The 20,989-nt window shown below is 65.0% G+C and carries 20 protein-coding genes; 13 read left to right on the top strand and 7 right to left on the bottom strand.

The window, feature by feature from the left end; genetic code table 11:
* The first annotated feature begins 111 nt into the window (after positions 1-111).
* The 3 genes from rlmN (at position 112) to G9473_RS03245 (ending at position 2,429) form a co-directional block, all read left to right on the top strand.
* Positions 112-1,347: a 23S rRNA (adenine(2503)-C(2))-methyltransferase RlmN gene (rlmN, locus tag G9473_RS03255; RefSeq protein WP_291135965.1), complete on the top strand. Its 1,236-nt coding sequence runs from the start codon at positions 112-114 to the stop codon at positions 1,345-1,347.
* 167 nt (positions 1,348-1,514) lie between these two features.
* A complete protein-coding gene (locus G9473_RS03250; protein ID WP_291135963.1) occupies positions 1,515-2,066 on the top strand; it encodes a hypothetical protein in 552 nt (183 codons plus the stop codon).
* Between the two features lie 24 nt (positions 2,067-2,090).
* Complete coding sequence (locus G9473_RS03245; protein ID WP_291135961.1) at positions 2,091-2,429, top strand: PRC-barrel domain-containing protein; 339 nt, start codon at positions 2,091-2,093, stop codon at positions 2,427-2,429.
* Between the two features lie 9 nt (positions 2,430-2,438).
* Here the strand turns inward: G9473_RS03245 and G9473_RS03240 are convergent, their stop codons facing one another.
* The gene (locus G9473_RS03240) at positions 2,439-3,662 is read right to left on the bottom strand and encodes an APC family permease (protein ID WP_291135959.1); all 1,224 of its coding nucleotides are present in this window, start codon (positions 3,660-3,662) and stop codon (positions 2,439-2,441) included.
* Between the two features lie 192 nt (positions 3,663-3,854).
* On the opposite strand from G9473_RS03240, the gene G9473_RS03235 reads away from it, so the two are divergent.
* From G9473_RS03235 to G9473_RS03215, 5 genes are all read left to right on the top strand, one after another.
* The gene (locus G9473_RS03235; RefSeq protein WP_291135957.1) at positions 3,855-4,382 is read left to right on the top strand and encodes a glycine zipper 2TM domain-containing protein; all 528 of its coding nucleotides are present in this window, start codon (positions 3,855-3,857) and stop codon (positions 4,380-4,382) included.
* A 135-nt stretch (positions 4,383-4,517) separates the two neighbouring features.
* Entirely contained in the window at positions 4,518-5,309 is a 792-nt protein-coding gene (locus tag G9473_RS03230) for an SDR family oxidoreductase (RefSeq protein WP_291135956.1), read from the top strand.
* Positions 5,306-5,989, top strand: coding sequence for a cytochrome b/b6 domain-containing protein (locus tag G9473_RS03225; protein WP_291135954.1), 684 nt, complete (start codon positions 5,306-5,308; stop codon positions 5,987-5,989). Before G9473_RS03230 ends, G9473_RS03225 begins: the two co-directional genes overlap by 4 nt.
* On the top strand, positions 5,982-6,731 hold the full coding sequence (locus G9473_RS03220) for a molybdopterin-dependent oxidoreductase (protein ID WP_291135952.1): 750 nt from the start codon (positions 5,982-5,984) through the stop codon (positions 6,729-6,731). The genes G9473_RS03225 and G9473_RS03220 overlap by 8 nt, the downstream gene beginning before the upstream one ends.
* 2 nt (positions 6,732-6,733) lie before the next feature.
* On the top strand, positions 6,734-6,979 hold the full coding sequence (locus G9473_RS03215; protein WP_291135950.1) for a hypothetical protein: 246 nt from the start codon (positions 6,734-6,736) through the stop codon (positions 6,977-6,979).
* On the opposite strand, the gene G9473_RS03210 is transcribed toward G9473_RS03215, so the two are convergent.
* A complete protein-coding gene (locus G9473_RS03210) occupies positions 6,976-7,416 on the bottom strand; it encodes a DUF1801 domain-containing protein (protein WP_291135949.1) in 441 nt (146 codons plus the stop codon). The two genes, G9473_RS03215 and G9473_RS03210, sit on opposite strands and share 4 nt — an antisense overlap.
* Positions 7,417-7,516: 100 nt before the next feature.
* Between G9473_RS03210 and G9473_RS03205 the strand changes: the two genes are divergently transcribed.
* Entirely contained in the window at positions 7,517-8,779 is a 1,263-nt protein-coding gene (locus G9473_RS03205; protein WP_291135947.1) for a cyclopropane-fatty-acyl-phospholipid synthase family protein, read from the top strand.
* Here G9473_RS03205 and G9473_RS03200 read toward each other — a convergent pair.
* The gene (locus G9473_RS03200; protein ID WP_291135945.1) at positions 8,776-9,204 is read right to left on the bottom strand and encodes a hypothetical protein; all 429 of its coding nucleotides are present in this window, start codon (positions 9,202-9,204) and stop codon (positions 8,776-8,778) included. The genes G9473_RS03205 and G9473_RS03200 overlap by 4 nt on opposite strands.
* Positions 9,205-9,425: 221 nt before the next feature.
* On the opposite strand from G9473_RS03200, the gene G9473_RS03195 reads away from it, so the two are divergent.
* Together G9473_RS03195 and G9473_RS03190 are read left to right on the top strand one after the other, a co-directional pair.
* A complete protein-coding gene (locus tag G9473_RS03195) occupies positions 9,426-10,640 on the top strand; it encodes an argininosuccinate synthase (protein ID WP_291135943.1) in 1,215 nt (404 codons plus the stop codon).
* 1,055 nt (positions 10,641-11,695) lie between these two features.
* Positions 11,696-12,187 (top strand): septal ring lytic transglycosylase RlpA family protein, encoded by a 492-nt coding sequence (locus G9473_RS03190; RefSeq protein ID WP_291138184.1) that lies wholly within the window; start codon positions 11,696-11,698, stop codon positions 12,185-12,187.
* Between the two features lie 24 nt (positions 12,188-12,211).
* Here G9473_RS03190 and G9473_RS03185 read toward each other — a convergent pair whose 3' ends face one another.
* Positions 12,212-12,688, bottom strand: coding sequence for a CHRD domain-containing protein (locus G9473_RS03185; RefSeq protein ID WP_291135941.1), 477 nt, complete (start codon positions 12,686-12,688; stop codon positions 12,212-12,214).
* Positions 12,689-13,183: 495 nt separating this feature from the next.
* A protein-coding gene (locus G9473_RS03180) for an IS3 family transposase (protein WP_291135939.1) occupies positions 13,184-14,355 on the bottom strand; the annotation gives its coding sequence in 2 pieces (ribosomal slippage) (positions 13,184-14,103 and positions 14,103-14,355; 1,173 coding nt in all).
* A 72-nt stretch (positions 14,356-14,427) separates the two neighbouring features.
* Between G9473_RS03180 and G9473_RS03175 the strand changes: the two genes are divergently transcribed.
* A complete protein-coding gene (locus G9473_RS03175) occupies positions 14,428-16,071 on the top strand; it encodes a hypothetical protein (RefSeq protein ID WP_291135937.1) in 1,644 nt (547 codons plus the stop codon).
* Here the strand turns inward: G9473_RS03175 and uvrA are convergent.
* Complete coding sequence (gene uvrA, locus G9473_RS03170) at positions 16,063-19,002, bottom strand: excinuclease ABC subunit UvrA (protein WP_291135935.1); 2,940 nt, start codon at positions 19,000-19,002, stop codon at positions 16,063-16,065. The genes G9473_RS03175 and uvrA overlap by 9 nt on opposite strands.
* A gap of 462 nt (positions 19,003-19,464) precedes the next feature.
* On the opposite strand from uvrA, the gene G9473_RS03165 reads away from it, so the two are divergent.
* Positions 19,465-20,211, top strand: coding sequence for a lysozyme (locus tag G9473_RS03165; RefSeq protein WP_291135933.1), 747 nt, complete (start codon positions 19,465-19,467; stop codon positions 20,209-20,211).
* A 291-nt stretch (positions 20,212-20,502) separates the two neighbouring features.
* Here the strand turns inward: G9473_RS03165 and G9473_RS03160 are convergent, their stop codons facing one another.
* On the bottom strand, positions 20,503-20,988 hold the full coding sequence (locus G9473_RS03160) for a hypothetical protein (protein ID WP_291135931.1): 486 nt from the start codon (positions 20,986-20,988) through the stop codon (positions 20,503-20,505).
* Position 20,989 lies beyond the last annotated feature (1 nt).

Here is a 20,989-nt window from a genome sequence, read left to right as displayed (position 1 = left end):
GACGGGGCGAGCGACTGACGCGCCCGCTCGCGGGAACCCATTGGCGGAATGCACCTTCCCGCGCGCGGGCTTTGATTTGTGCGCCGCACGCGCCTATATGCGCGGGCGATCATGCCAGAAACGAGCCTCATGACCATTCCCGGGCAGGTCGACCCGGTTCCCGTCGCGCGCGACATCACGCCGCGCGCGGACGGGCGCGTGGACCTCATCGGCCTGCCCAAAGGGCGGATCCACGAATTGTTCGAGGAAGCCGGGCTCGATGCCAAGGCCGCCAAGCTGCGCGCCAAGCAGGTGTTCCACTGGCTCTACCACCGCGGTGTAACCGACTTCGAAGCGATGACCGACATCGCCAAGACCATGCGCCCATGGCTCGCCGAACGCTTCGTCATCGGCCGCCCCGATGTCGTCGAGGCGCAGCATTCCTCAGACGGCACGCGCAAGTGGCTGCTTCGCACCAGCGACGGCCATGATTTCGAGATGGTCTTCATCCCCGACGAGACCCGCGGAACCCTGTGCGTGTCGAGCCAGGTCGGCTGCACCCTCAACTGCACCTTCTGCCACACCGGCACGATGCGGCTGGTGAGGAACCTCACGCCAGGCGAGATCGTCGGCCAGGTCATGCTCGCGCGCGATGCGCTGGGCGAATGGCCGAAGGGGCGCATGAACGACCTCGGCGAGGAAGATGCCGGCCACTACACCGCCGATGGACGCCTGCTCACCAATATCGTGATGATGGGCATGGGCGAGCCGCTCTACAATTTCGACCACGTGCGCGACGCGCTGAACCTCGTGATGGACGGCGACGGGCTCGCCCTGTCGAAGCGGCGCATCACGCTTTCCACGAGCGGCGTCATCCCGATGATGGAACGCTGCGGCAAGGAGATCGGGGTCAACCTCGCGGTTTCGCTCCACGCCGTGCGCAAGGAGGTGCGCGACGAGATCGTGCCGCTCAACCGCAAATACGGCATCGAGGATCTGCTCCAGGCTTGTGCCGACTATCCCGGCGCCTCGAACGCGCGGCGCATCACTTTCGAATACGTGATGCTCAAGGACAAGAACGACAGCGACGAGGACGCGCGCGAGCTCGTCCGTCTGCTGCGCAAGTATGACCTTCCCGCCAAGGTCAACCTCATCCCGTTCAACCCGTGGCCGGGCGCCGGCTACGAATGCTCGACGCCAGAGCGCATCCGCGCCTTTTCCGACATCGTCTTTGAAGGCGGCATCAGCGCGCCGGTCCGCACCCCGCGCGGGCGCGACATCGATGCGGCCTGCGGGCAGCTGCGCACGGCGGCAGAAAAGAAGAGCCGCGCCGAACGCGATCGCGAAGCGGCGGCGGCCGCGTCCTGACCTCCCGCCCGGCGCACGCCGCGCACGGCCCGTCCGGGCCGACTCCGCGGCAAGCCACATAGGTTGCTGTTTTCCCGGAACATTCGGCGCTTTGATCCCCTCCCTGGGCACGCCCGCGCGCGCAGTCCCGCGCGCAAGGGTCGCATTGCCAATGGAGGAGGAACGACATGGCGGAAATTCCCGTAGAAAAGAAATCGGGCGGCAAGGGATGGCTCTGGCTCATCCTGTTGCTGCTGATCGTCGCGGCGCTCGCGTGGTGGCTGTTCGACGAAGCGGCCGAGGGCGACCTCGACGGCGACGATGAAGTGGTGCTCGAACAGGCCGAACCCGTCACCACCGACACGACAGGCATGGCCGAAACCGCCGGCGCGGGCGAGATGACCATCGCCGCGATCACCGCCAACCCGTCCGAATATTACGGGCGCGAAGGCTTTTCCGGCACGGTCACGGTCGGCGGCCCGCTGACCGATCGCGGCTTCTGGATCGAGAACGACGGCGCGCGGATGTTCGCCATCGTCATCGACCAGCCGCGCGAACGTCCGGTCGACATCAATGTCGGGGCAACGCTCGACATCACCGGCGGCACGATCCGCCAGCCCTCGGAAATCGAGGATCTCGCCGGAGACGACCTCGACGCCGACACAATCGACGCGATGGAAGGCCAGCAGGCGGTCCTCGTCGTCAGCGAGCGCAATATCGACATAAGCGAAGCGGCCTGAGCGCCCCCCGCGAGGAGAAAACCCATGAACACCGACAACTACGTCGATCTCGGCAAGCTCGACGATTACAAGCTCGAAAACAGCCACCAGGACCTGCGCGGGTCCGCGCTCTACAGCCATGACGGCACGAAGCTCGGCACGATCCGCCGGATGCTGGTCGATCCCGAACGCGAGCACGTCGCGGCCCTCGTGCTCGACGATGGGCGCGGCGTGCCGGTGAGCGAGATCGAGATCAGGAAGGGCGATGCCTATATCGATCCCGTCGAGGAAAGCCGCTGGTTCCGCCCCGAAGAAAGCCGCCGCGATGTCGAGCGCGGGCCGGTCCCGGTGCGGCGGCGCGAACATCCGGGCCGCCGTGCCTGACCCGGCGTCCTAGCCGCCGATCCCGGTCATCCAGAGCACGACCTGGCCGACCACCGCGAGCGCGCAGGTCACGACCCCGAGGACGGGCACGAGTTTCCACATATTCGGCACGTCCTCGGGCTGGCCTTCCCGCTTCATCCGCCAGAGCGCCGCGTTGACGGCGGTGAACACCACCAGGATCGCAAGGCTCGTCCCGCTCGCCAGCGTCCCCAGCGGCACGAACAGGGCGAGCACGAGGATCACGCCGAGCGAGGCGAGCGTCGCGACGATCGGCGTGTGGGTCGCGGAGTTGACCCGTCCGAACACCGCCGGCGTCGCCAGCAGGTCGTCGCGCCCCATGTCCATCAAAAGCCGCGCCGCCGCGATCACCTGTGTCAGAGCGCCGTTCACGATGACGAAGAGGCTCGCGATGGCGAGCGGGAGCGCGGGAAAGCCCGTGTCCGCAGTCGCGGCGTAGACCAGCGGTGCGTCGGCCCCGGCGATCGCGTCGATGTCGCCGCGCCCGGCGAGCGCGGCGGCGATGGCGAGGTAGAAGACGAAGACGATCACCAGCACCAGCCACATGGCGAGCGGGAGCGTTTTCTTCACGTCCTTCACCTCCTCCGCGGTCTGCGCGACGTCGCCGAAGCCGATGAAGGAATAGATCGCGAGGAAAGCGCCAGCCAGAATCGCGCTCGCCGCGCCCGCGCTGCCCATCTCGCCGCTCTCCGCGAGCCTGCCCGGCCAGCCGATCAGGCTGTCGCGCAGCAGCCACAGCACCACCACCAGGGTCGCGATGCCGATCGCAGTCGTCACCGACATGAACCAGGCGCTCTGCTTCATCCCCGCAATCGAGATCGCGCCCAGCAGCACGACGAGCCCGCTCGTCGCAATCCAGTGCGGCACGTCGGTAAAGCTGTTGAGGTAGGAGACGAAGCCGGTCGTGATGGTCGCACCCGAGACGATGTTGGCGATGATCATCATCCACCCGATCACCCCGGCGAACCTGTCGGAGCCAAAGCCCTTGCGCACATAGTCGATCGCCCCGCCCGCGCTCGGCACGCGCGCGGCGATCTCGGCAAAGGACAGCGCGGTGAAGACCGCGACCACCCCGGCGGCGGCATAGGCGAGCGGGGCGAGCGTGCCCGCTTCGCCCATGACCTCGCCGATGACCACGAAGATCCCGGCGCCGAGGATGGTCCCCGTCCCATAGAGGATGAGGCTCGCAAGGCCCATTGATCGCTTGAGGGGCATGGCTCTCCTTCGCTCGCGCCTGTCCTCCAACCAAGCCGCGAGAGCGCGCCTCGTTCCGCGACGAACGGCCCGCCGATCCTGTCGGGCGGCTGGGCCGATGGGCCTCTTGAAATTCATTTTGTTCAGCCAGCGTTCGTCTTGAATGAACGAAAAGGGGCTCGTCCGCATCACCGGACAGGAAAGGACTGGGTCATGAAGACATTCGCAATTCTTGCCGCCGCCGGTTCGCTCGCCGCTTTTTCCGCGCCCGTCGCGGCGGCCGACATCGCTCCCCCCGCCGCTCCCGCCGCCGCTTACGATGTCGCCGCCTTCACCGGCCTTGCGAGCGGCATCGTGCAGCCCGCGAGCTATGACCGCGACCCGCCGCGCCATGCGCGCGCCTGGGGCCGCCGCGGCGGTCGCGACTGGGATGACCGCTGGGACGACGACCGCTGGGACGATGACGACGACTGGCGCGAGCGCCGCTGGCGTGACCGGGACCGCTGGCGCGACGGGCGCCGCCTCGGTCGCCGCGACCGGATCTGGCGCGGGCGCGACGGGCGCTTTCGCTGCCGCCGCGACGACGGGACGGTGGGCCTCGTGATCGGCGCAGGGGTCGGCGCGCTGCTCGGGCGCGAGATCGACCGCCGCGGCGACCGCACGCTCGGCACGGTGCTCGGCGCGGTCGCGGGCGGGCTGCTCGGCCGCGAGATCGACCGCGGCGACGTTCGCTGCCGCTGACTTTCGAGGGACGAGGCCGGGGGCCGCCGGGACGAAAGTTCCGGCGGCCCTCTCGCTTGCGCGTTGCCGCGCTGGCGGGGCGCTGATAGGTCTCTCGCCCATGCCCGCCGCGACCGCCCTTCCCGCCCCCGCCGCATGACCCGCCCCGCGATCCTCGTCATCGGAGGGGCGACCCGTATCGGCGCCGCCATCGTCACCGGGTTCGGCGAGGCCGGGTGGCACGCGGTGATCCATTACGGGACTTCGGCCGAGGCGGCCGAGGAACTCGCCAGCGCCCTCCCCTCGGCCGAGACGGTGCAATGCGACCTTGCGGACACGCGCGCGGCCACGGCGATGGTCGAAGCGCTCGCCGCGCGGCTTCCCGACTGGCGCTGCCTCGTCAATTCGGCCTCGCTGTTCGAATATGACGGGGCCGAGGAGGCCGACGAGGCGATCTATGCCCGCGCGATGCAGGTCAATGCGCTGGCCCCGGCGCGCACGGCGCAGGCCTTCCTCGCCCATGCGACAAGCGCGGCCGGGCGCACGGTGATCCAGGTCACCGACATGAAGATCGCCAATCCCAATCCCGATTTCTTCAGCTACACCATGTCGAAGCACGCGCTTTCGGCCACCATCGCGATGCTGGCGAAGGGCGCAGGCCGGGCCGAGGACCGGGTCTACGGCCTCGCACCCGGAGCCATCCTCGCCAGCCACGACCAGCGCGAGGAGGAAACCGAAGTCTCGCACCGCCTCAACCTGCTGGAGCGCAAGACCGACGTGGACGAGATCGTCGCAGCGGCGCGCTTCCTCGCCACCCGCGCGATGCGAAGCGGCTCGACGATCTTCGTCGATTCGGGCCAGCACCTGCTCGACCAGGACCGCGACGTGATCTGGCTCGCCCGCGAGAAGGCGCGCGGGCAGGCAGGCGCGGGGGCGGACGCGGCATGAGGCACGCGCTTTCGACCCGGCTTTGGCATTGGGTGAACGCGGCGGCGGTCGTCGTGCTGTTCATGTCGGGGCTGACGATCTCGAACGCGCACCGGCGGCTCTACTGGGGCAATTACGGTTTCGCGCCCGAGGAGGCGTGGCTCCAGGTCATGCGCTTTCCCGGCTGGACGACGCTGCCGATGTTCCGCTACGACCTCGCCGAGGCGCGCGGGTGGCACAACACGGCCGCCTGGGTGTTCGCGCTGGGCCTGCTCGCCTACTGGATCGTGATCCTCGTCAATGGCCATTTCCGCCGCGATGTCGCCGCGGGCCCGCGCGCCTATGCGCCTGCCGCCATCTGGGGAACGATCAAGGGCTACCTGACGGGCGCGAACCGGCGCGAGGAGAAAGCCGACTACAACCCGCTCCAGCGCATCGCCTATGCCTTCGTGCTCGGCGTGTTCCTGCCCGGCATGGTGCTTACCGGCCTTGCGATCAGTCCCGGCATCGAGCCTGCCGCGCCGTGGCTGGTCGAGGCGTTCGGGGGGCGGCAGAGCGCGCGAAGTTTCCATTTCCTCTTCGCCTTCGCCCTGCTCGGTTTTGTCATCGTCCATGTCGCCATGGTCTTCGTCGCCGGGCCGATCAGGACGCTGTCGGGGATGACCATTCCGAGTTTCCGCAAGGAGCGCAGCAATGGCTGAAATCAAGCGCCGCCACCTGCTCGCAGGCCTCGCCGCGCTGGGCGCGGGCGCCTGTTCGCGGATCGGGGAGAGCGAGACCGCCACCTCGCTTTTCGACACCGCCGAAAGCTGGCACCGCGCCGCCCACCGCGCGCTCGCCGGGCGCGAGGCGCTTGCCCCCGAATTCGACCGCTCCGAAATCTCGCCGAGCTTTCGCGGCAATGGCTCGCTCACGGTCGACACGGAGGAATATCGCGAGCAGCTGGCGAAGGGCTTTCCCGACTGGCGGCTGACCGTCACGGGCCTCGTCGCCAATCCGCTGGTGCTCTCGCTCGAGACGCTGCGCGCCATGCCCCAGCGGGTGCAGGTGACGCGCCACGATTGCGTCGAGGGCTGGAGCGCGATCGGCGAGTGGACCGGACCCCAGCTCTCCACGCTGCTCGATGCCGCACGCGTGCTGCCGGAGGCCAACTTCATCGTCTTCCGCTGCGCCGACACGCTTTATGGTCGGCGCTATTACGAAAGCGTCGACATGGTCGATGCCTATCACCCGCAGACCATCGTCGCGCACCAGTTGAACGGCGAGGACATCCCCGAAAAGAACGGTGCGCCGCTGCGCATGAGGATCGAGCGGCAGCTCGGCTACAAGCACGCCAAGTACCTCACCGGCATCGAGGCGGTCGCCAGTCTCGATTCCATCGGCGAGGGCAAGGGCGGCTTCTGGGAGGATATCGGCGATTACCAGTGGTATGCCGGGATCTGAGAATGACGGTCGCGAATATCATCGATCGCCGTGCCCACCCCTATCGCTGGAAACGGATCCAGGCGATCGTCGAAGCGACGGCGCACGACAACGGGGTCGAAGGGGCCGACGAGGCCGAGCCGGGCGATCCCGGAACCAGCGTGCTTTACAAGGAGCGCGACGGCATATCGGTAAGCGAGGCGGTAGCGTGGGCGACGGCCATGCCCTGCGAAGTCACTCTCTACCTCTATGAGGAAGGGACGAACTAGGCAGGCGGATAGATCCGCTGCATCGCCCGCCAGTCCGCTGCGATGAGCTCTTCCAGCACGGCCATGTCCACGTCGGCCAGCTTGTTCACGTAAAGGCAGCTCTTGCCTTCGGAATGCTTGCCGAGCCGTTCGAGGATCGCTGCCCGTTCCCGTGCCGCTTCCGGGTCGGAATAGCCCGCCATCAGGTGCAGCGAATGCTTGGCCTTGCGGGGCGAAAAGCCGCTCCGCATCCAGCGCACTGCGCGCCCGCTGGCATAGACCGTCTCGTATTCTCCATAACCGATCAGCGAGGCGCCCCACATCACCGGCTCCTCCCCCGTCACGCGGCGGAACAGCGCATCGAGAGCGCGCGCGTCCTCGCGCTTCGCGGGCGGTTCGACCGAGGCGAGGAACGCCTCGACCGAGCCCGCATTGGGCAGGATCTTCGCATCGGCCATGGCGCGCAGAGGATAGCGCAGAATTGACAGCGGCAAAAGCAGGGGCATCTTGGGCGCTCGCACGCCTCGCCGGGACCGCCCCGGCCAACAGGGAGCCAGCATGAGCAAGACCCTTCTCGACCGGTTTCTCTCCAAGGCCGTAACGCGCGGGCGGCTCGGCGTCGTCTTCGCCGATGGCGAGGCGCGCGTCTATGGCGAGGCGGCAGACGGCTTTCCGGAGATCGTGCTGCGCTTCACCGACGACGCCGTGCCGCGCGACATCGTGCTCGACCCGCGACTGGGCGCGGCCGAAGCCTTCATGGACGCCCGCCTCGTGATCGAGGAAGGCGACGTCATGGGGCTCGTCTCGCTGCTCCGCATGAACGGGCGCTGGGAGCGCGGCAGCGACAAGCTGCGCCCGAGCCTGCCCAAGCGGCTCGTAAACACCGCCGCGATGGCGGTCGACCGGTTCAACGACGCGGTGCGCGCGCAGAAGAACGTCGCGCACCACTACGACATCGGCAACGCGCTCTACGCACTGATGCTCGATCCCGAACATTTCCAGTATTCCTGCGGCTATTGGAACACCGACCATTTCGGCCCCGACATGACATTGGGGCAGGCGCAGGAGGCGAAGCTCGCGCATATCGCGGCCAAGCTGCAGATCCAGCCGGGGCAGAAGGTGCTCGACATCGGCTGCGGCTGGGGCGGCATGGCGATCTACTTGGCGAAGCATTACGACGTCGAGGTGACGGGGATCACGCTGTCATCCGAGCAGGCCGCGCTCGCGCGCAAACGGATCGCGCAGGCGGGCGTGGCGAAACAGGTCACTATCGAGCTGGTCGATTACCGCGATTTCGCCGCGTCGGGGCAGACCTTCGACCGGATCGTTTCGGTCGGTATGTTCGAGCACGTCGGCCAGGCCCAGTTCGACACCTTCTTCGAATGCTGCGCCCGGCTGCTCGACCCGCAAGGCGTGATGCTGATCCACACGATCGGGCGGATGGGGTCGCCCGGCACGACCGATGCCTTCACCCGCAAATACATCTTCCCCGGCGGCTATATCCCCGCCCTGTCCGAAACCGTGGCCGCATCGGAGAAATTCCGCCTGATCGCCGCCGATGTCGAGGCGCTGCGGGTCCACTACGCCAAGACGATCCGCCAGTGGTACGCGAACTGCATGGCGAACAAGGACGCCATCGTCGCGCTCCACGACGAGCGGTTCTTCCGGATGTGGACGTTCTATCTGGCGGGCGCGGCGACCGTGTTCGAGCACGGCGGCATGTGCAATTACCAGATCCAGTACGTGCGCGACCGCAATGCGCTGCCCCTCACGCGCGACTGGATCGCGCAGGAGGAGAAGCGCCTGCTTTCAGGGTCTTAACGCGCGGCAAGCTGCGCCGGATCGACCAGCGCGACGGGGCCGTGATCGTCCATGTGATCGCCGTGGACGAAGTGCAGCCGGCCATCGTGGACATAGTCCATGTGATCGCCGTGCTGGACCATCTCGTGCTCTTCACCCTCATGGCCGTGCATATGATCGTCGGTGGTCACCATGCTCGCCAGTTCCTCGGCCGCCGGGTTGGTCGAGGACACTTCGAGCGCGTGTTCGTCGAAATGCGCGCCGTGCGCGAAGTGGAGGTGCCCGTCGTGCAGGTAATCGACATGGCCGGCGTGTTCGATCGCCATGTGCCCGCAATCGGCGCCGTGGGCATGGTCCTCATGCCCGGCATGGAGCACCTCGTGGGCATAGGCACCCGAAGCGAGCGTGGCGGCGGCAATGGCAATGAGGGAGAGGGATCTTTTCATCGGAGCATTTCCTTTTAGTTCAGATCCCATCCGCGGCCCTAGCTCCATTGCCACGCGCTGTCACCTTAAAAGGGATGATACTTTAATACGTTACATTCGCCCGCCCGGTGTCGCCCCGGCGCCCTCGCCCGCGGGCGATTGCCTCGCGCCCGGCGGCTTGATACGGGCGCTCCACTTTCCCGTGGGCCTAGGCGGCCCGCCAAGCATCCGGAACCTGATCCATGAGCGACATCAAACGCGTCGTCCTCGCCTATTCGGGCGGCCTCGACACTTCCGTCATCGCCAAGTGGCTCTCCGTCGAGCGCGGGCTCGAAGTCGTCACCTTCACCGCCGACCTCGGCCAGGGCGAGGAGATCGAACCCGCGCGCGACAAGGCCCGCGCGATGGGCATTCCGGACGAGCACATCTTCATCGAGGACCTGCGCGAGGAATTCGTGCGCGACTTCGTCTTCCCGATGATGCGCGCCAACGCCCGCTACGAAGGCGACTACCTGCTCGGCACCTCGATCGCCCGTCCGCTCATTTCCAAGCGCCTTGTCGAGATCGCGCGCGAAACCGGCGCCGATGCGATCGCTCACGGCGCGACCGGCAAGGGCAATGACCAGGTCCGCTTCGAACTGTCGGCCTATGCGCTCGACCCCAACATCAAGGTCATCGCTCCTTGGCGCGAATGGGATCTCACCAGCCGCACCGCGCTCATCGCCTGGGCCGAAGCGCACCAGATCAAGGTGCCGACCGACAAGCGCGGCGAAAGCCCGTTCTCGACCGATGCCAACCTCCTCCACACCTCGTCTGAGGGGAAGGTGCTCGAAGACCCTTGGGAGGAGACGCCGGACTACGTCTATTCGCGCACCGACCACCCGGAGGATGCGCCCGACACGCCCGAATATATCGAGATCGGTTTCGAGCGCGGCGACGGCGTGTCATTGAACGGCGAGGCGATGAGCCCCGCCACCCTGCTCGCCGCGCTCAACGACCTCGGGCGCAGGCACGGCATCGGCCGGCTCGACCTCGTCGAGAACCGCTTCGTCGGCATGAAGTCGCGCGGGATGTACGAAACCCCCGGCGGCGAGATCTACGCCCGCGCGCACCGGGGGATCGAGCAGATCACGCTCGACCGCGGCGCGGCGCACTTGAAGGACGAGCTGATGCCGAAATACGCCGAGCTCATCTACAACGGCTTCTGGTTCAGCCCCGAGCGCGAGATGCTGCAGGCGGCTATCGACCTGTCGCAGCAGAAGGTGACCGGCACGGTGCGGCTCAAGCTCTACAAGGGCCTTGCCGGCGTGGTCGGGCGCAAGTCGCCCCATTCGCTCTATTCCGAAGCGCACGTGACCTTCGAGGACGACGCGGGGGCCTATGACCAGAAGGACGCGGAAGGCTTCATTAAATTGAACGCGCTGCGCCTGCGCCTGCTCGCCCAGCGCGGCGGGTGAGCAGCCGAGTCGCGCCGACTCGCCATCGGACCTCCGCAACATCCGGCAAGCATTGCTTACGGCAAATTGCCGAGAAATCCGGGCGCGGCGGGGAGCGGTTCTCGCCCGCACCTGTCCAATGCGACGAACGGTTGAGTTGTCCACCATTCTCCACAGCTAAACCGGGGAAAAGTGGATAAGTCGGGGTTGCGCCGCTTGCCGAATGGCCTCTCCGGGCGCAATCTCAACCTGTCTTCGGGACGGGAAACATCGGCAAGACAGGGTCGCAAGACCTTGAAAAGCCGAAGTTTTCTAACCGAGAGACCACGCTGGTGACTGTCCACGCGTCGTCTGAGAGACGGGATGCAGGAAGCCTCGGTCGAATGCAACCCGCCTTGCCTGAGGATGGCGCGAAGCAAAGTCGGCGTGAAGGCCGCGATGCCGGTCCGCAAGGGCAGCAGAGGAAAGGGACTTCGGTCCCGGCAACTGCGCCCGCCCCTTGCAGGCCATACGGGATCACGGTCTCGGCCGGGCAGGCAGCCTCTCGGCCCTGCGAAGGATCCTTCGGGGTCCTGCGCGGACGGGACGGCAAGGCCACCGGGCCGGATGCCGGCGCGAGCGCCGGTGAGGAAGCCTTCGGGCTGGCCGCGCCTTCGGGCAAGGCCGCCGGAGGCCCAGACATCGGGCGCCAAGTGCGCTGCCGGACAAGCGCGAGGGAGACGGTCCGCCGGAAGCCTCGCACGAAGAAGGCAGCGTCCACGCGCCGGTGAGAGTGGGGTCGGCAGCAATGCCGGCCCCATTTGCTTTGTCCCCTCCCCTACCTGTCGAAGCGGCCGGAAATGCGGCAAACGGCCCCTTTCCCGCGACATTGGTAAAGCGCCCGGATTGCCTTGCCCGCACGCGCCGGGCTAGACCCTGTCGCCATGGGAGAGGTTCGCTCCACCGCTCCGCGCCCGGCTTTCGGCGCGCATATTGCGCTCCGCCTGGCCGCCGCGCTCCCGCTCGGCCTTGTTGCGGGCGGGCTCGCCCTGCCGGCGCAGGCGCAGGAAAACCTCGCCGAGGGCACGGGCGAAACCATGGCGAGCGCCCCCGCCGCCGCGCCTTCCGTCCCGCCTGCGGGCGAGCCGCGGACCCGACCCGCCGAACCCGCTCCGCCCGCCGGTTTTAAGGCCGCTTTCGCCCCGCTTGCCAAAGCGCCGCGCCCGGACCTCGCCGTGCCCGAAAGCGCCGTGGACCTCTCCGCGATCGAGCCCGAGATCGAGACGCCCGCCTTCCGCAGCCTCGGCACCGGAACGGCATCCTATTATGGGCGGCGCTTCCACGGGCGGCGCACGGCGAACGGCGAACGCTTCGACATGAACGCGCTCACCGCGGCGCACCGCACCCTGCCCTTCGGCAGCATCGTGCGCGTGACCAACCCTTCCAACGGGCGCAGCGTCACCGTGCGGATCAACGACCGCGGCCCCTTTGCGCGGGGGCGGGTGATCGACGTGAGCCGCGCGGCGGCCGAGGAATTGGGCCTGATCCGCCGCGGCCACGCGCCGGTGGAGCTCGAACTGCTCGAATAGGTCAGTCGCCCGCGGCGTGCAGCCTCACTCCACCGCGACGATCGGCCCGCGGATCGCGCCGCCGGGATAGGGCTCGTTGTGGACGTTGACGTAGAAGTTTTCGGGGTTGCCGAGCATCTCGCTCGCCAGCGCGGGTTCGATCATCGTGCAGCCCTCGGCGGTCCTGTCCATCTGCGGCGTGGCGAGAGTGACGACCGGCGGCCCGTTCTCGCTCGCCGCGCCGCGGTGGATATGCGCGGCCTGCGCCTGGGCGATGCCGGTGGCGAAGAGTTCGTAGCACAGCTCGCCATTGCGCTCGAGCGCGGCGTCGAAGCGCCCGGTCCCGTTCGGATCGCCCTCCTGCGGCACCTCGTTCTCGCCCTCGAGATTGGCGACGAGCGGCGTGCCGAACTGGAGATCATTGGGAGAGGTGGTGCAGCCCCCCATCGCAAGCGCGGCGACAGCGCCGACGGCGAGCGCAAGGCGGCGCGGGAGGGCGTCGGTGAAAGCGGTGCGGGTCATGGGATGCTCCTTCGCTTTGTTGTGTTGTCACAACGTCAGCGAGTGGGGGAGCGGGTGGTTCCGGGGTTAGCGAACCGCAACAACGCTTCGAATAACTCTCGACGATCCGAAACGAATTTGGCAAAGCCGAACAAGCAAAAGTATGAGGACTTCATGCCCACTCAGCCCGGCCTCCATAGGAATTTTCACCTCGAGAACTATCCCCCGACGATACGGAATGCGATCCGGAGGATCGCTGATACCTTCTATGTTACGCGATCATTCTCGGAAATCCGGGTAGATAATAGTGTATACTATGGCGCCTTAATCCGACCCACTGACGACTCTTCAGTTGTCCTCAACACCCAGAGAGAACTTCTCGTTGTTTTTGCGAATTACGACACGTTCGAGATTCGCACACTCGAGGCATACAATCAGTTTTACAGTTTAGTGGAGTCCGCTCGCGTCGACAATAGCCTCCGTTTGACGTGACCCCCAGCTTTCCCCCAGCTGGGATTAGAGCCGGGCGGTTGTTTTGCGCATCAGCGCGGTTGAAGCAATGGGCTGCGTAGCGGAGCCCGTAGGGCGTAGCGAAGCAGGCCATTGCTTATCCAGTTCGGCGGCGAACGCCGCCGGGGTTGCGTAGCCAAGGGACGAGTGTGGCCTCTCCCGGTTGTAATCCTCGACCCAAGCAGCGATCTCGACCCGTGCGTGGGCCATGCTGAGGAACAGGGTCTCGTTCAGCAGTTCGTCGCGCATGCGGCCGTTAAAGCTCTCGACGTAGCCGTTCTGCATCGGCTTGCCCGGAGCGATGTAATGCCACTCCACCCCGATCTCGCCGCACCATGCGAGCACGGCATTGCTGGTGAGTTCGGTGCCATTGTCGCTAACGATCATGCCCGGCTTGCCGCGCTGGGCGATTAGCTGGGTCAGCTCGCGCACGACGCGGTGCCCCGAGATCGAGGTATCCGGCACCGCCGCCAGGCACTCCCTGGTCATGTCATCGACCACATTGAGCACCCGGAACCGTCTGCCAGAAGCGATCTGGTCATGGACAAAGTCCAGGCTCCAGCGCTGGTTCGGCAGTGCCAGCACCGGAGCTGGCGCTCTGGTGCCGACAGCGCGCTTGCGGCTGCGTCGTCGCCTCACTGCAAGCCCTTCCTCCCGATACAGCCGCTGGGTCTTCTTGCGGTTGATCATCACGCCCTCCCGGCGCAGCAGGATATGCAAACGGCGATAGCCGAACCGGCGCCGCTGGTTGGCCAGCTCACGCAGCTTCTCACGCAGCGCGCCGTCATCATCCCGGATGGAACGATAGCGCACGCTCTTGCGATCGGCATCGATGACACGGCACGCCCGCCGCTCGCTCATCCCATGACATGCCTGGAGATGTGCGGCAGCTTCTCGCTTCGCGGCGGGCGTCACCACTTTTTTGAGAGCAGATCCTTCAACGCCACGTTGTCCAGCATCGCATCGGCCAGCAGCCGCTTGAGCTTCGCGTTCTCGCTCTCGAGCTCCCGCAGCCGCCGGGCCTCGGACACCTCCAGCCCGCCATACTTGGCCTTCCAGTTGTAGATCGTCGCTTCAGACACCCCGTGCCGCCGGGCCAGATCGGCGGTCTTCGCGCCCGCCTCCGCTTCCTTCAGCACCCCAATGATCTGCTCCTCTGAGAACCTCTTCCGCTTCATCGTCTGTCCTTCCTTCAGGCCAGACTCTAATCGCTCGTGGAGGAAAATCAGGGGGTCACGTCACGTTTTCTGGTGAGTGATGACAATAATGTAGACAGACACATAAAGCTTTACCTTGAACAACACCCAGAATATCCAGTTATCGTTCCTATCACATTTGACCAACTTGACCGAAGAAGGGACCCATTAATATCTGCCGTAAGACAGAACCATTATATTCGCGACTTGTTTGGCTTCCAGTCCCCCCTAAGAGAAGAGCATTTCTTCTTCGGTCGCAGCGAGATTGTATCTGGTGTTATTGACTTAGCAAAGTCTGGCCAGCACTCCTGCTTGTTCGGCCTTAGGAAAAGCGGCAAAACATCTACGATTTATGCTATCGAACGCCGTTGTAAACCAGCTGAATTGACGGTGGTAACGCTAGACTGCCAAGACTTGAAAATACACAGTAGACGTTATGGAGAGCTCCTATACCATATCGTCAACACAGTTCGAGACAAAGCCAAGCTCAAGCAACTGCCAAAACCAAACTCATTTGATGGAGCCGAGATTTCAGAATGGTTTTCGGAAAAAATGTCTCAAACTATTGGATCCCTTAGATCAAGTCTTCTTTTGATATTTGACGAGATAGAAAATATTTCACCCGAGACCGCTGCATCAGACCACTGGAGGAGCGGCAAAGATCCCGTTTACTTCTGGCAAGTTCTGAGGTCATTCTCGCAGAGCCTAAAGAACCGATCACTGGCGTTTTGCATCGTCGGCACAAGCCCCTACTTACTTGAGAAACAAAATATCCAAGGCATCGACAACCCCGCCTACCTACTTGCTCAGAAGAGATTTATACCAAATCTCACTTTCGACGAAACGCGAGAAATGGTGAACCGCCTTGGCTTCTTCATGGGCTTAGATTTCGATGCCGCCGCGATAAATGCCTTGCATTCGAGTTATGGAGGGCACCCATTTTTCACAAGGCAAGTTTGCAGCAAGGTGCACCAATTGACTACCGGTCAGCGGCCCAAAGCCGTGCCTATGAAGCGGGTTAGAGATGCCCAGAGGGAGTTCTCTGGACAACTGGATAGGTACATGTTCGATATCATCGCGAACTTAAGGGACTACTACCCTTCCGAATTCCGGGTTTTAAAAGATTTGGTGACAGAAAAATCAGATGAAGCGACTGAGTATGCCACAGAAGCGCCGGACCTCATCGACCATCTTATCGGCTATGGACTCATAATTGTTAGAGATCAAGTAGCCGAAATCGCCTTTGACGCAGTCAAAAAAGCTGTTCTTCAGGTTGAACCCGATGAGAATTTGATTGATCTTGAAGGAAAGTGGGCGGAGCTTTCACTGCGCCGCAATCGATTGGAATCTACAATTCGGACGAATCTGCTTTTTTGGGCAAAATCAATTGATGGCTTTAAATTTGAGGATGTTCTTTCTAAATCATTGACGAAGAAAAAGTACGATGGACTTCAAGATACTAATCCAAAGTTTTTATTTTCCTCAGAAAGCAGCCCACTATACTTGGTTGACCTTATCTCGATCATTGGCCACCAAGAATGTCTTACACACCTATCCTCGTCGAAACCGAAAATTCGAGAGTCGCTTCACATTGTAAATAAGTTTCGAGCAGATGCCCATGCAAAGAATATATGCGATGAAGATTTTGACAACGCGTGTGATTGCTTTGATTATCTCGAGGATATTTTTCTATTTTGAATCATTACCTTGAGATTTTGCGTGAGCCTGCCGCAACATCGGCTTCAGATAAGCCCCAGTAAACGACCGCTCCACCTCGGCCACCGCCTCCGGCGTGCCCTCCGCGACGATCTCCCCGCCGCGCACGCCGCCTTCGGGGCCGAGGTCCACAATCCAGTCGGCGGTCTTGATCACATCAAGGTTGTGCTCGATCACCACAACGGAATTGCCCTGCTCCACCAGCCGGTGCAGCACTTCCAAGAGCTTGCGGACGTCCTCGAAATGCAGGCCCGTCGTCGGCTCGTCGAGGATGTAGAGCGTCTGCCCGGTGGAGCGTTTCGACAGCTCCTTGGCGAGCTTCACGCGCTGCGCCTCGCCGCCCGATAGCGTCGTCGCCTGCTGGCCGACCTTGACGTAGCCGAGGCCGACCTCGTTCAGCATCCGCATCTTGTCGCGGATCGAAGGCACCGCCTTGAAGAAGCCCTCCGCGTCCTCGATCGTCATGTCGAGCACGTCGGCAATCGACAGGCCCTTGAACTTCACCTCGAGCGTTTCGCGGTTATAGCGCTTGCCCCCGCATTCCTCGCAGGTGACGTAGACATCGGGGAGGAAGTGCATCTCGATCTTGATGAGGCCGTCGCCGGTGCACGCCTCGCAGCGCCCGCCCTTGACGTTGAAGGAGAAGCGCCCTGGCTTGTACCCGCGCGCCTGCGATTCCGGGAGGCCGGCGAACCAGTCGCGGATCTGGGTGAAGGCGCCGGTGTAGGTCGCGGGGTTGGAGCGCGGGGTGCGGCCGATGGGGGACTGGTCGATCTCGATCACCTTGTCGCAGTTTTCCAGCCCCTCGATCGACTCGTGTTTCCCTGCGACAACGCGCGCGCCGTTCAGCACCCGGGCGGCGCCGGCATAGAGCGTGTCGATGGTGAAGGAGGACTTGCCCGAGCCCGAAACGCCGGTGATGCAGGTGAAGGTGCCCAAGGGAATCGAGGCGGTCACGTTCTTGAGGTTGTTGGCGCTCGCGCCCTTCACCGTCAGCTTCAGCCCATTGCCCTTGCGGCGCTGTTTCGGCACTTCGATTTCGCGCCGGCCCGTGAGGTAATCGGCGGTGAGCGAGCCCTTGGCCTTCATCACCTGTTTCAGCGTCCCCTGCGCGACCACTTCGCCCCCGTGCACCCCCGCGCCGGGGCCGAGGTCGACGATGTGGTCGGCGGAGCGGATCGCGTCCTCGTCATGCTCGACCACGATCACCGTGTTGCCAAGATCGCGCAGGCGTTTCAGCGTCTCCAGCAGCCGGTCGTTGTCGCGCTGGTGGAGGCCGATGGAGGGTTCGTCCAGCACGTAGAGCACGCCCGACAGCCCGCTGCCGATCTGGCTGGCGAGGCGGATGCGCTGGCTCTCGCCGCCCGACAGAGTGCCGCTGGTCCGGTCGAGGTTGAGGTAGTCGAGGCCCACGTTGTCGAGAAAGCCCAGCCGCTCGTTGATCTCCTTGAGGATCGCCTTCGCGATCTGGGATTGCTGCTCGGTCAAATAGTCGTCGATTTCGGCAAACCACGCTTTCGCCTGCGCAACGCTCATGCGGACGGGTTCGGCGATGTCGATCGGGCCGGTGGGGCCGGGGATCTTCACGCTAAGCGCCTTTTCGTTAAGGCGCTTGCCCCCGCACGCTTCGCACGGCTGCGCGGTCTGGAACTTCGACAGTTCCTCCTGCATCCACGCGCTTTCGGTCTGGCGCATCCGGCGGTTCAAGTTGCCGATCACGCCCTCGAACGGCTTGGTGACGGTGTATTCCTTGCGACCGTCCTTGAAAGTCAGCGGCACCGGCATCCCGCCCGTACCGTGAAGGATGATGAGACGCTGGTCGGGCTCCAGGTCCTTCCACGGCGTGGTGAGGTCGAAATCATACGCCTTGGCGAGGCTGGCCAGCACCTGCATATAATAGGGTGACGGCGGATTGGACTTGGCCCAGGGGACGATCGCGCCCTGTTTCAAGGTAAGCGCCTCGTTCGGCACGACGAGCTGTTCGTCGAAGAGCTGCTTTTCCCCGATCCCGTCACAGGCCGGGCAGGCCCCCTGCGGCGAGTTGAAGGAGAACAGGCGCGGCTCGACTTCCTCGATGGTGAATCCGGAGACGGGACAGGCGAATTTCTCGGAAAAGACGATGCGGTTGGCGGGGATGCCGGCGCCCTTCATCGCGCCGCCGCCCTCGTCCTCGCCCTCGCGGCCCGGCACGACACCATCGGCGAGGTCGACATAGGCGAGCCCATCCGCCAGTTTCAGCGCGGTCTCGAAGGAGTCGGCGAGGCGCGTTTCAAGCCCCGGTTTCACCGCGAGACGGTCGACCACCACCTCGATGTCGTGCTTGTATTTCTTGTCGAGCGCGGGCGCCTCTTCGATGGGATAGAGCTCCCCGTCGATCCGGACGCGGGTAAAGCCCGCCTTCTGCCATTCGGCGAGCTCCTTGCGATACTCGCCCTTGCGCCCGCGCACGACCGGGGCGAGCAGGTAGAGCCGCGTGCCCTCCGGCAGGGCCATGACGCGGTCCACCATGTTGGAGACGGTCTGCGCCTCGATCGGCTCACCCGTTGCGGGGGAATAGGGCGTGCCCACCCGCGCCCACAGCAGGCGCATATAATCGTAGATTTCGGTCACGGTCGCGACCGTGGAGCGCGGGTTCTTCGAGGTCGTCTTCTGCTCGATGCTGATCGCAGGCGAGAGCCCGTCGATATGCTCGACATCGGGCTTCTGCATCATCTCGAGGAACTGCCGCGCATAGGCGGAGAGCGATTCCACATAGCGCCGCTGCCCCTCGGCATAGATCGTGTCGAAGGCGAGGCTCGACTTGCCGCTGCCCGAAAGGCCCGTGACGACGATCAGGCTGTCCCTCGGCAGGTCGATGTCGATGCCCTTGAGGTTGTGCTCGCGCGCGCCGCGCACGGAAATCTTGGTCAGCATGGGGCGGGCCAATGCTTCTGGATCAGGGAGAGGCTCATGGGAGGGCTTTGTTCCGGAAATGTTCGTAGGTGTAAAGAGGGCGCGGGGCGCGGGCGCGAGGCTGTCCGCAGGCTTGTGCGGGAGATGGCCCTTGCCCCGTCGATTGCAACGGACGAGGCGCGCCTTGGTGCCCGGCTGCCGGCCCATCCCCGGCAGCGAGCGCGCGTCAGGAACGCCGATGCCGAGTGCCAGATGCCCCGCCGAGGCGGACGCACGCGCCGCATTGCACGGGAAAACGGGCGAAGCGTGGACATTCGCGGGGCCCTCGCCCGTTGCTTTCATGAACTACAAGCAATTGTAATATCGATTGAAACGAGGATATCCATCACCGCAACCGAACTCCAGCGCATTCCCCGATCCGCCCCGCCCGCCCTACCCCACAGGCGCGTACCCACACCGCCCGCTGCCCGCAGCGCGCAAGGCGTGCGGCGGCGGCGCTTCTTCGGCTCCTTCCGCGCTTTCCGCGAACGCCTGATGCGCCTGCGCGCAAGGGCGCGCGGGCGCGGCGCGGCGCTCCGCGATCCGGCCCGGCGTATCGCCCTGCCCAAGCGGAAAGGCGCCGCCGCCCTGCTGAGCGTTTCGGCGGTGGCGCTCGCTGGGGCTTCGGACATCGCGATCCGGGCCGAGCCCCGCACCGCGCCCCCGGTGGTCGAGCAGGCCGTGTTCGACCCCGCGATCCGGCGCGATGCCGCCGACCTTGCCACCAGCGAGGCGATGGTCGCGGCGCTGGTCGAGGAAGAAGGCGTGCGCTACCGCGTCTATCGCGACGTCGCGGGCTATCCGACCGTGGGCGTGGGCCACCTCGTCCTGCCCGAGGACAATCTGCGGCTCGGCCAGCGCATCACCCATGCCCGCGCGATGAAGCTGCTCGAGCGCGATCTCGAAAAGGCGGAGGCCGGGGTGCGCGACCTGCTCGCCGGGCTGCCGGTCAACCAGAACGAATTCGACGCGCTGGTCGATCTCGTCTTCAATGTCGGCATCGGCAATGTCTCGCCGGAAGAAAGCCCGCGCCTCAACGCGGCGATCCGGGCGGGGGATTACGAGGCCATTGCAGCCGAGCTTGAATACACCACGGCTGCCGGACGGGTCGCGGGCGGGCTGATCCACCGCTCCGAACGGCGCACGCAGATCTTTCTCGATGCCGATTACGAAGATCCGCGAAGCGCCTGATTTCGATAGCAAAAACCGCTGATGGGGAGGGGCTATAGAAAACCTAAAGTCCCAAAGTGCCCCGGTCGCGTTATGGTCGCAGCCTCTTTGCAAGTCCTCGCATGAGCCCTTCGGGTCGCACTGTTCCGGGCGGAGCGACAACTTGCTCGGAGCGGGTCGGTCGGCGGTGTCCCTGCCAAGCATTGGGGGCGGGTGATGCCGCCCGGCCGGCCCAACCTTTCAAGGCCGAGCGGGAACCCGGCGCGCGGCCCCGATACGCCCTTCGGCCTCGTCGATGATGACGACCGCCCGTTACTCCGGCACGCACGTGCCGAGAGTCGAGAAGAACCCTTCGATTCCCCCGGTCTTTTCGGCTTCGACGACCCGCCGGATCGCCTCCTGGCGGTGGTCGAAGACCCGGTTTCCGGCCGCCTCGAGCCGGGCCTCGTCGTCCTTGAGCGCCTCGCGCAGGACCGCGTTCCAGAATTCGCGCCCGAGCGTGGCCGTGTCGGGGCCGAGCCGCTTCGGGAGGTTCTGCCAGAACGGGACTTCCGCGCTTGCCTCGTGGACCGCCTGCAACGCCCACCAATAGCCCGCGCACATCTCCGCCTCGCGCAGTGTCGAGGCGCGCACGCCCGATGCCATCGCATCGGCGAATTCGGCGTCGGCCTCGGCCGGGGTCGAGACGCCCTGCGCCGCGAGCGGAGCGGCGGCGAGCGCTGCGAAAGCGGTCGCGGCGACGAGCGGGGCGCGGAGGGACAGGCGGCGCAGCATCGTGATCATGGCGGGTTCTCCCATT

This window comes from Erythrobacter sp. (genome assembly GCF_011765465.1).
Lineage (GTDB): Bacteria > Pseudomonadota > Alphaproteobacteria > Sphingomonadales > Sphingomonadaceae > Erythrobacter.
This window is presented reverse-complemented; position numbering and strand designations above follow the sequence as displayed.

Coding starts and splice junctions, on each gene's coding strand:
- G9473_RS03245 (WP_291135961.1), top strand. CDS start 2,091: ATGAACACCGACAACTACGTCGATCTCGGCAAGCTCGACGATTACAAG.
- G9473_RS03230 (WP_291135956.1), top strand. CDS start 4,518: ATGACCCGCCCCGCGATCCTCGTCATCGGAGGGGCGACCCGTATCGGC.
- G9473_RS03250 (WP_291135963.1), top strand. CDS start 1,515: ATGGCGGAAATTCCCGTAGAAAAGAAATCGGGCGGCAAGGGATGGCTC.
- G9473_RS03210 (WP_291135949.1), bottom strand. CDS start 7,416: ATGGCCGATGCGAAGATCCTGCCCAATGCGGGCTCGGTCGAGGCGTTC.
- G9473_RS03190 (WP_291138184.1), top strand. CDS start 11,696: ATGGCGAGCGCCCCCGCCGCCGCGCCTTCCGTCCCGCCTGCGGGCGAG.
- G9473_RS03235 (WP_291135957.1), top strand. CDS start 3,855: ATGAAGACATTCGCAATTCTTGCCGCCGCCGGTTCGCTCGCCGCTTTT.
- G9473_RS03240 (WP_291135959.1), bottom strand. CDS start 3,662: ATGCCCCTCAAGCGATCAATGGGCCTTGCGAGCCTCATCCTCTATGGG.
- rlmN (WP_291135965.1), top strand. CDS start 112: ATGCCAGAAACGAGCCTCATGACCATTCCCGGGCAGGTCGACCCGGTT.
- G9473_RS03225 (WP_291135954.1), top strand. CDS start 5,306: ATGAGGCACGCGCTTTCGACCCGGCTTTGGCATTGGGTGAACGCGGCG.
- G9473_RS03200 (WP_291135945.1), bottom strand. CDS start 9,204: ATGAAAAGATCCCTCTCCCTCATTGCCATTGCCGCCGCCACGCTCGCT.
- G9473_RS03160 (WP_291135931.1), bottom strand. CDS start 20,988: ATGGGAGAACCCGCCATGATCACGATGCTGCGCCGCCTGTCCCTCCGC.
- G9473_RS03205 (WP_291135947.1), top strand. CDS start 7,517: ATGAGCAAGACCCTTCTCGACCGGTTTCTCTCCAAGGCCGTAACGCGC.
- G9473_RS03220 (WP_291135952.1), top strand. CDS start 5,982: ATGGCTGAAATCAAGCGCCGCCACCTGCTCGCAGGCCTCGCCGCGCTG.
- G9473_RS03185 (WP_291135941.1), bottom strand. CDS start 12,688: ATGACCCGCACCGCTTTCACCGACGCCCTCCCGCGCCGCCTTGCGCTC.
- G9473_RS03195 (WP_291135943.1), top strand. CDS start 9,426: ATGAGCGACATCAAACGCGTCGTCCTCGCCTATTCGGGCGGCCTCGAC.
- G9473_RS03215 (WP_291135950.1), top strand. CDS start 6,734: ATGACGGTCGCGAATATCATCGATCGCCGTGCCCACCCCTATCGCTGG.
- uvrA (WP_291135935.1), bottom strand. CDS start 19,002: ATGCTGACCAAGATTTCCGTGCGCGGCGCGCGCGAGCACAACCTCAAG.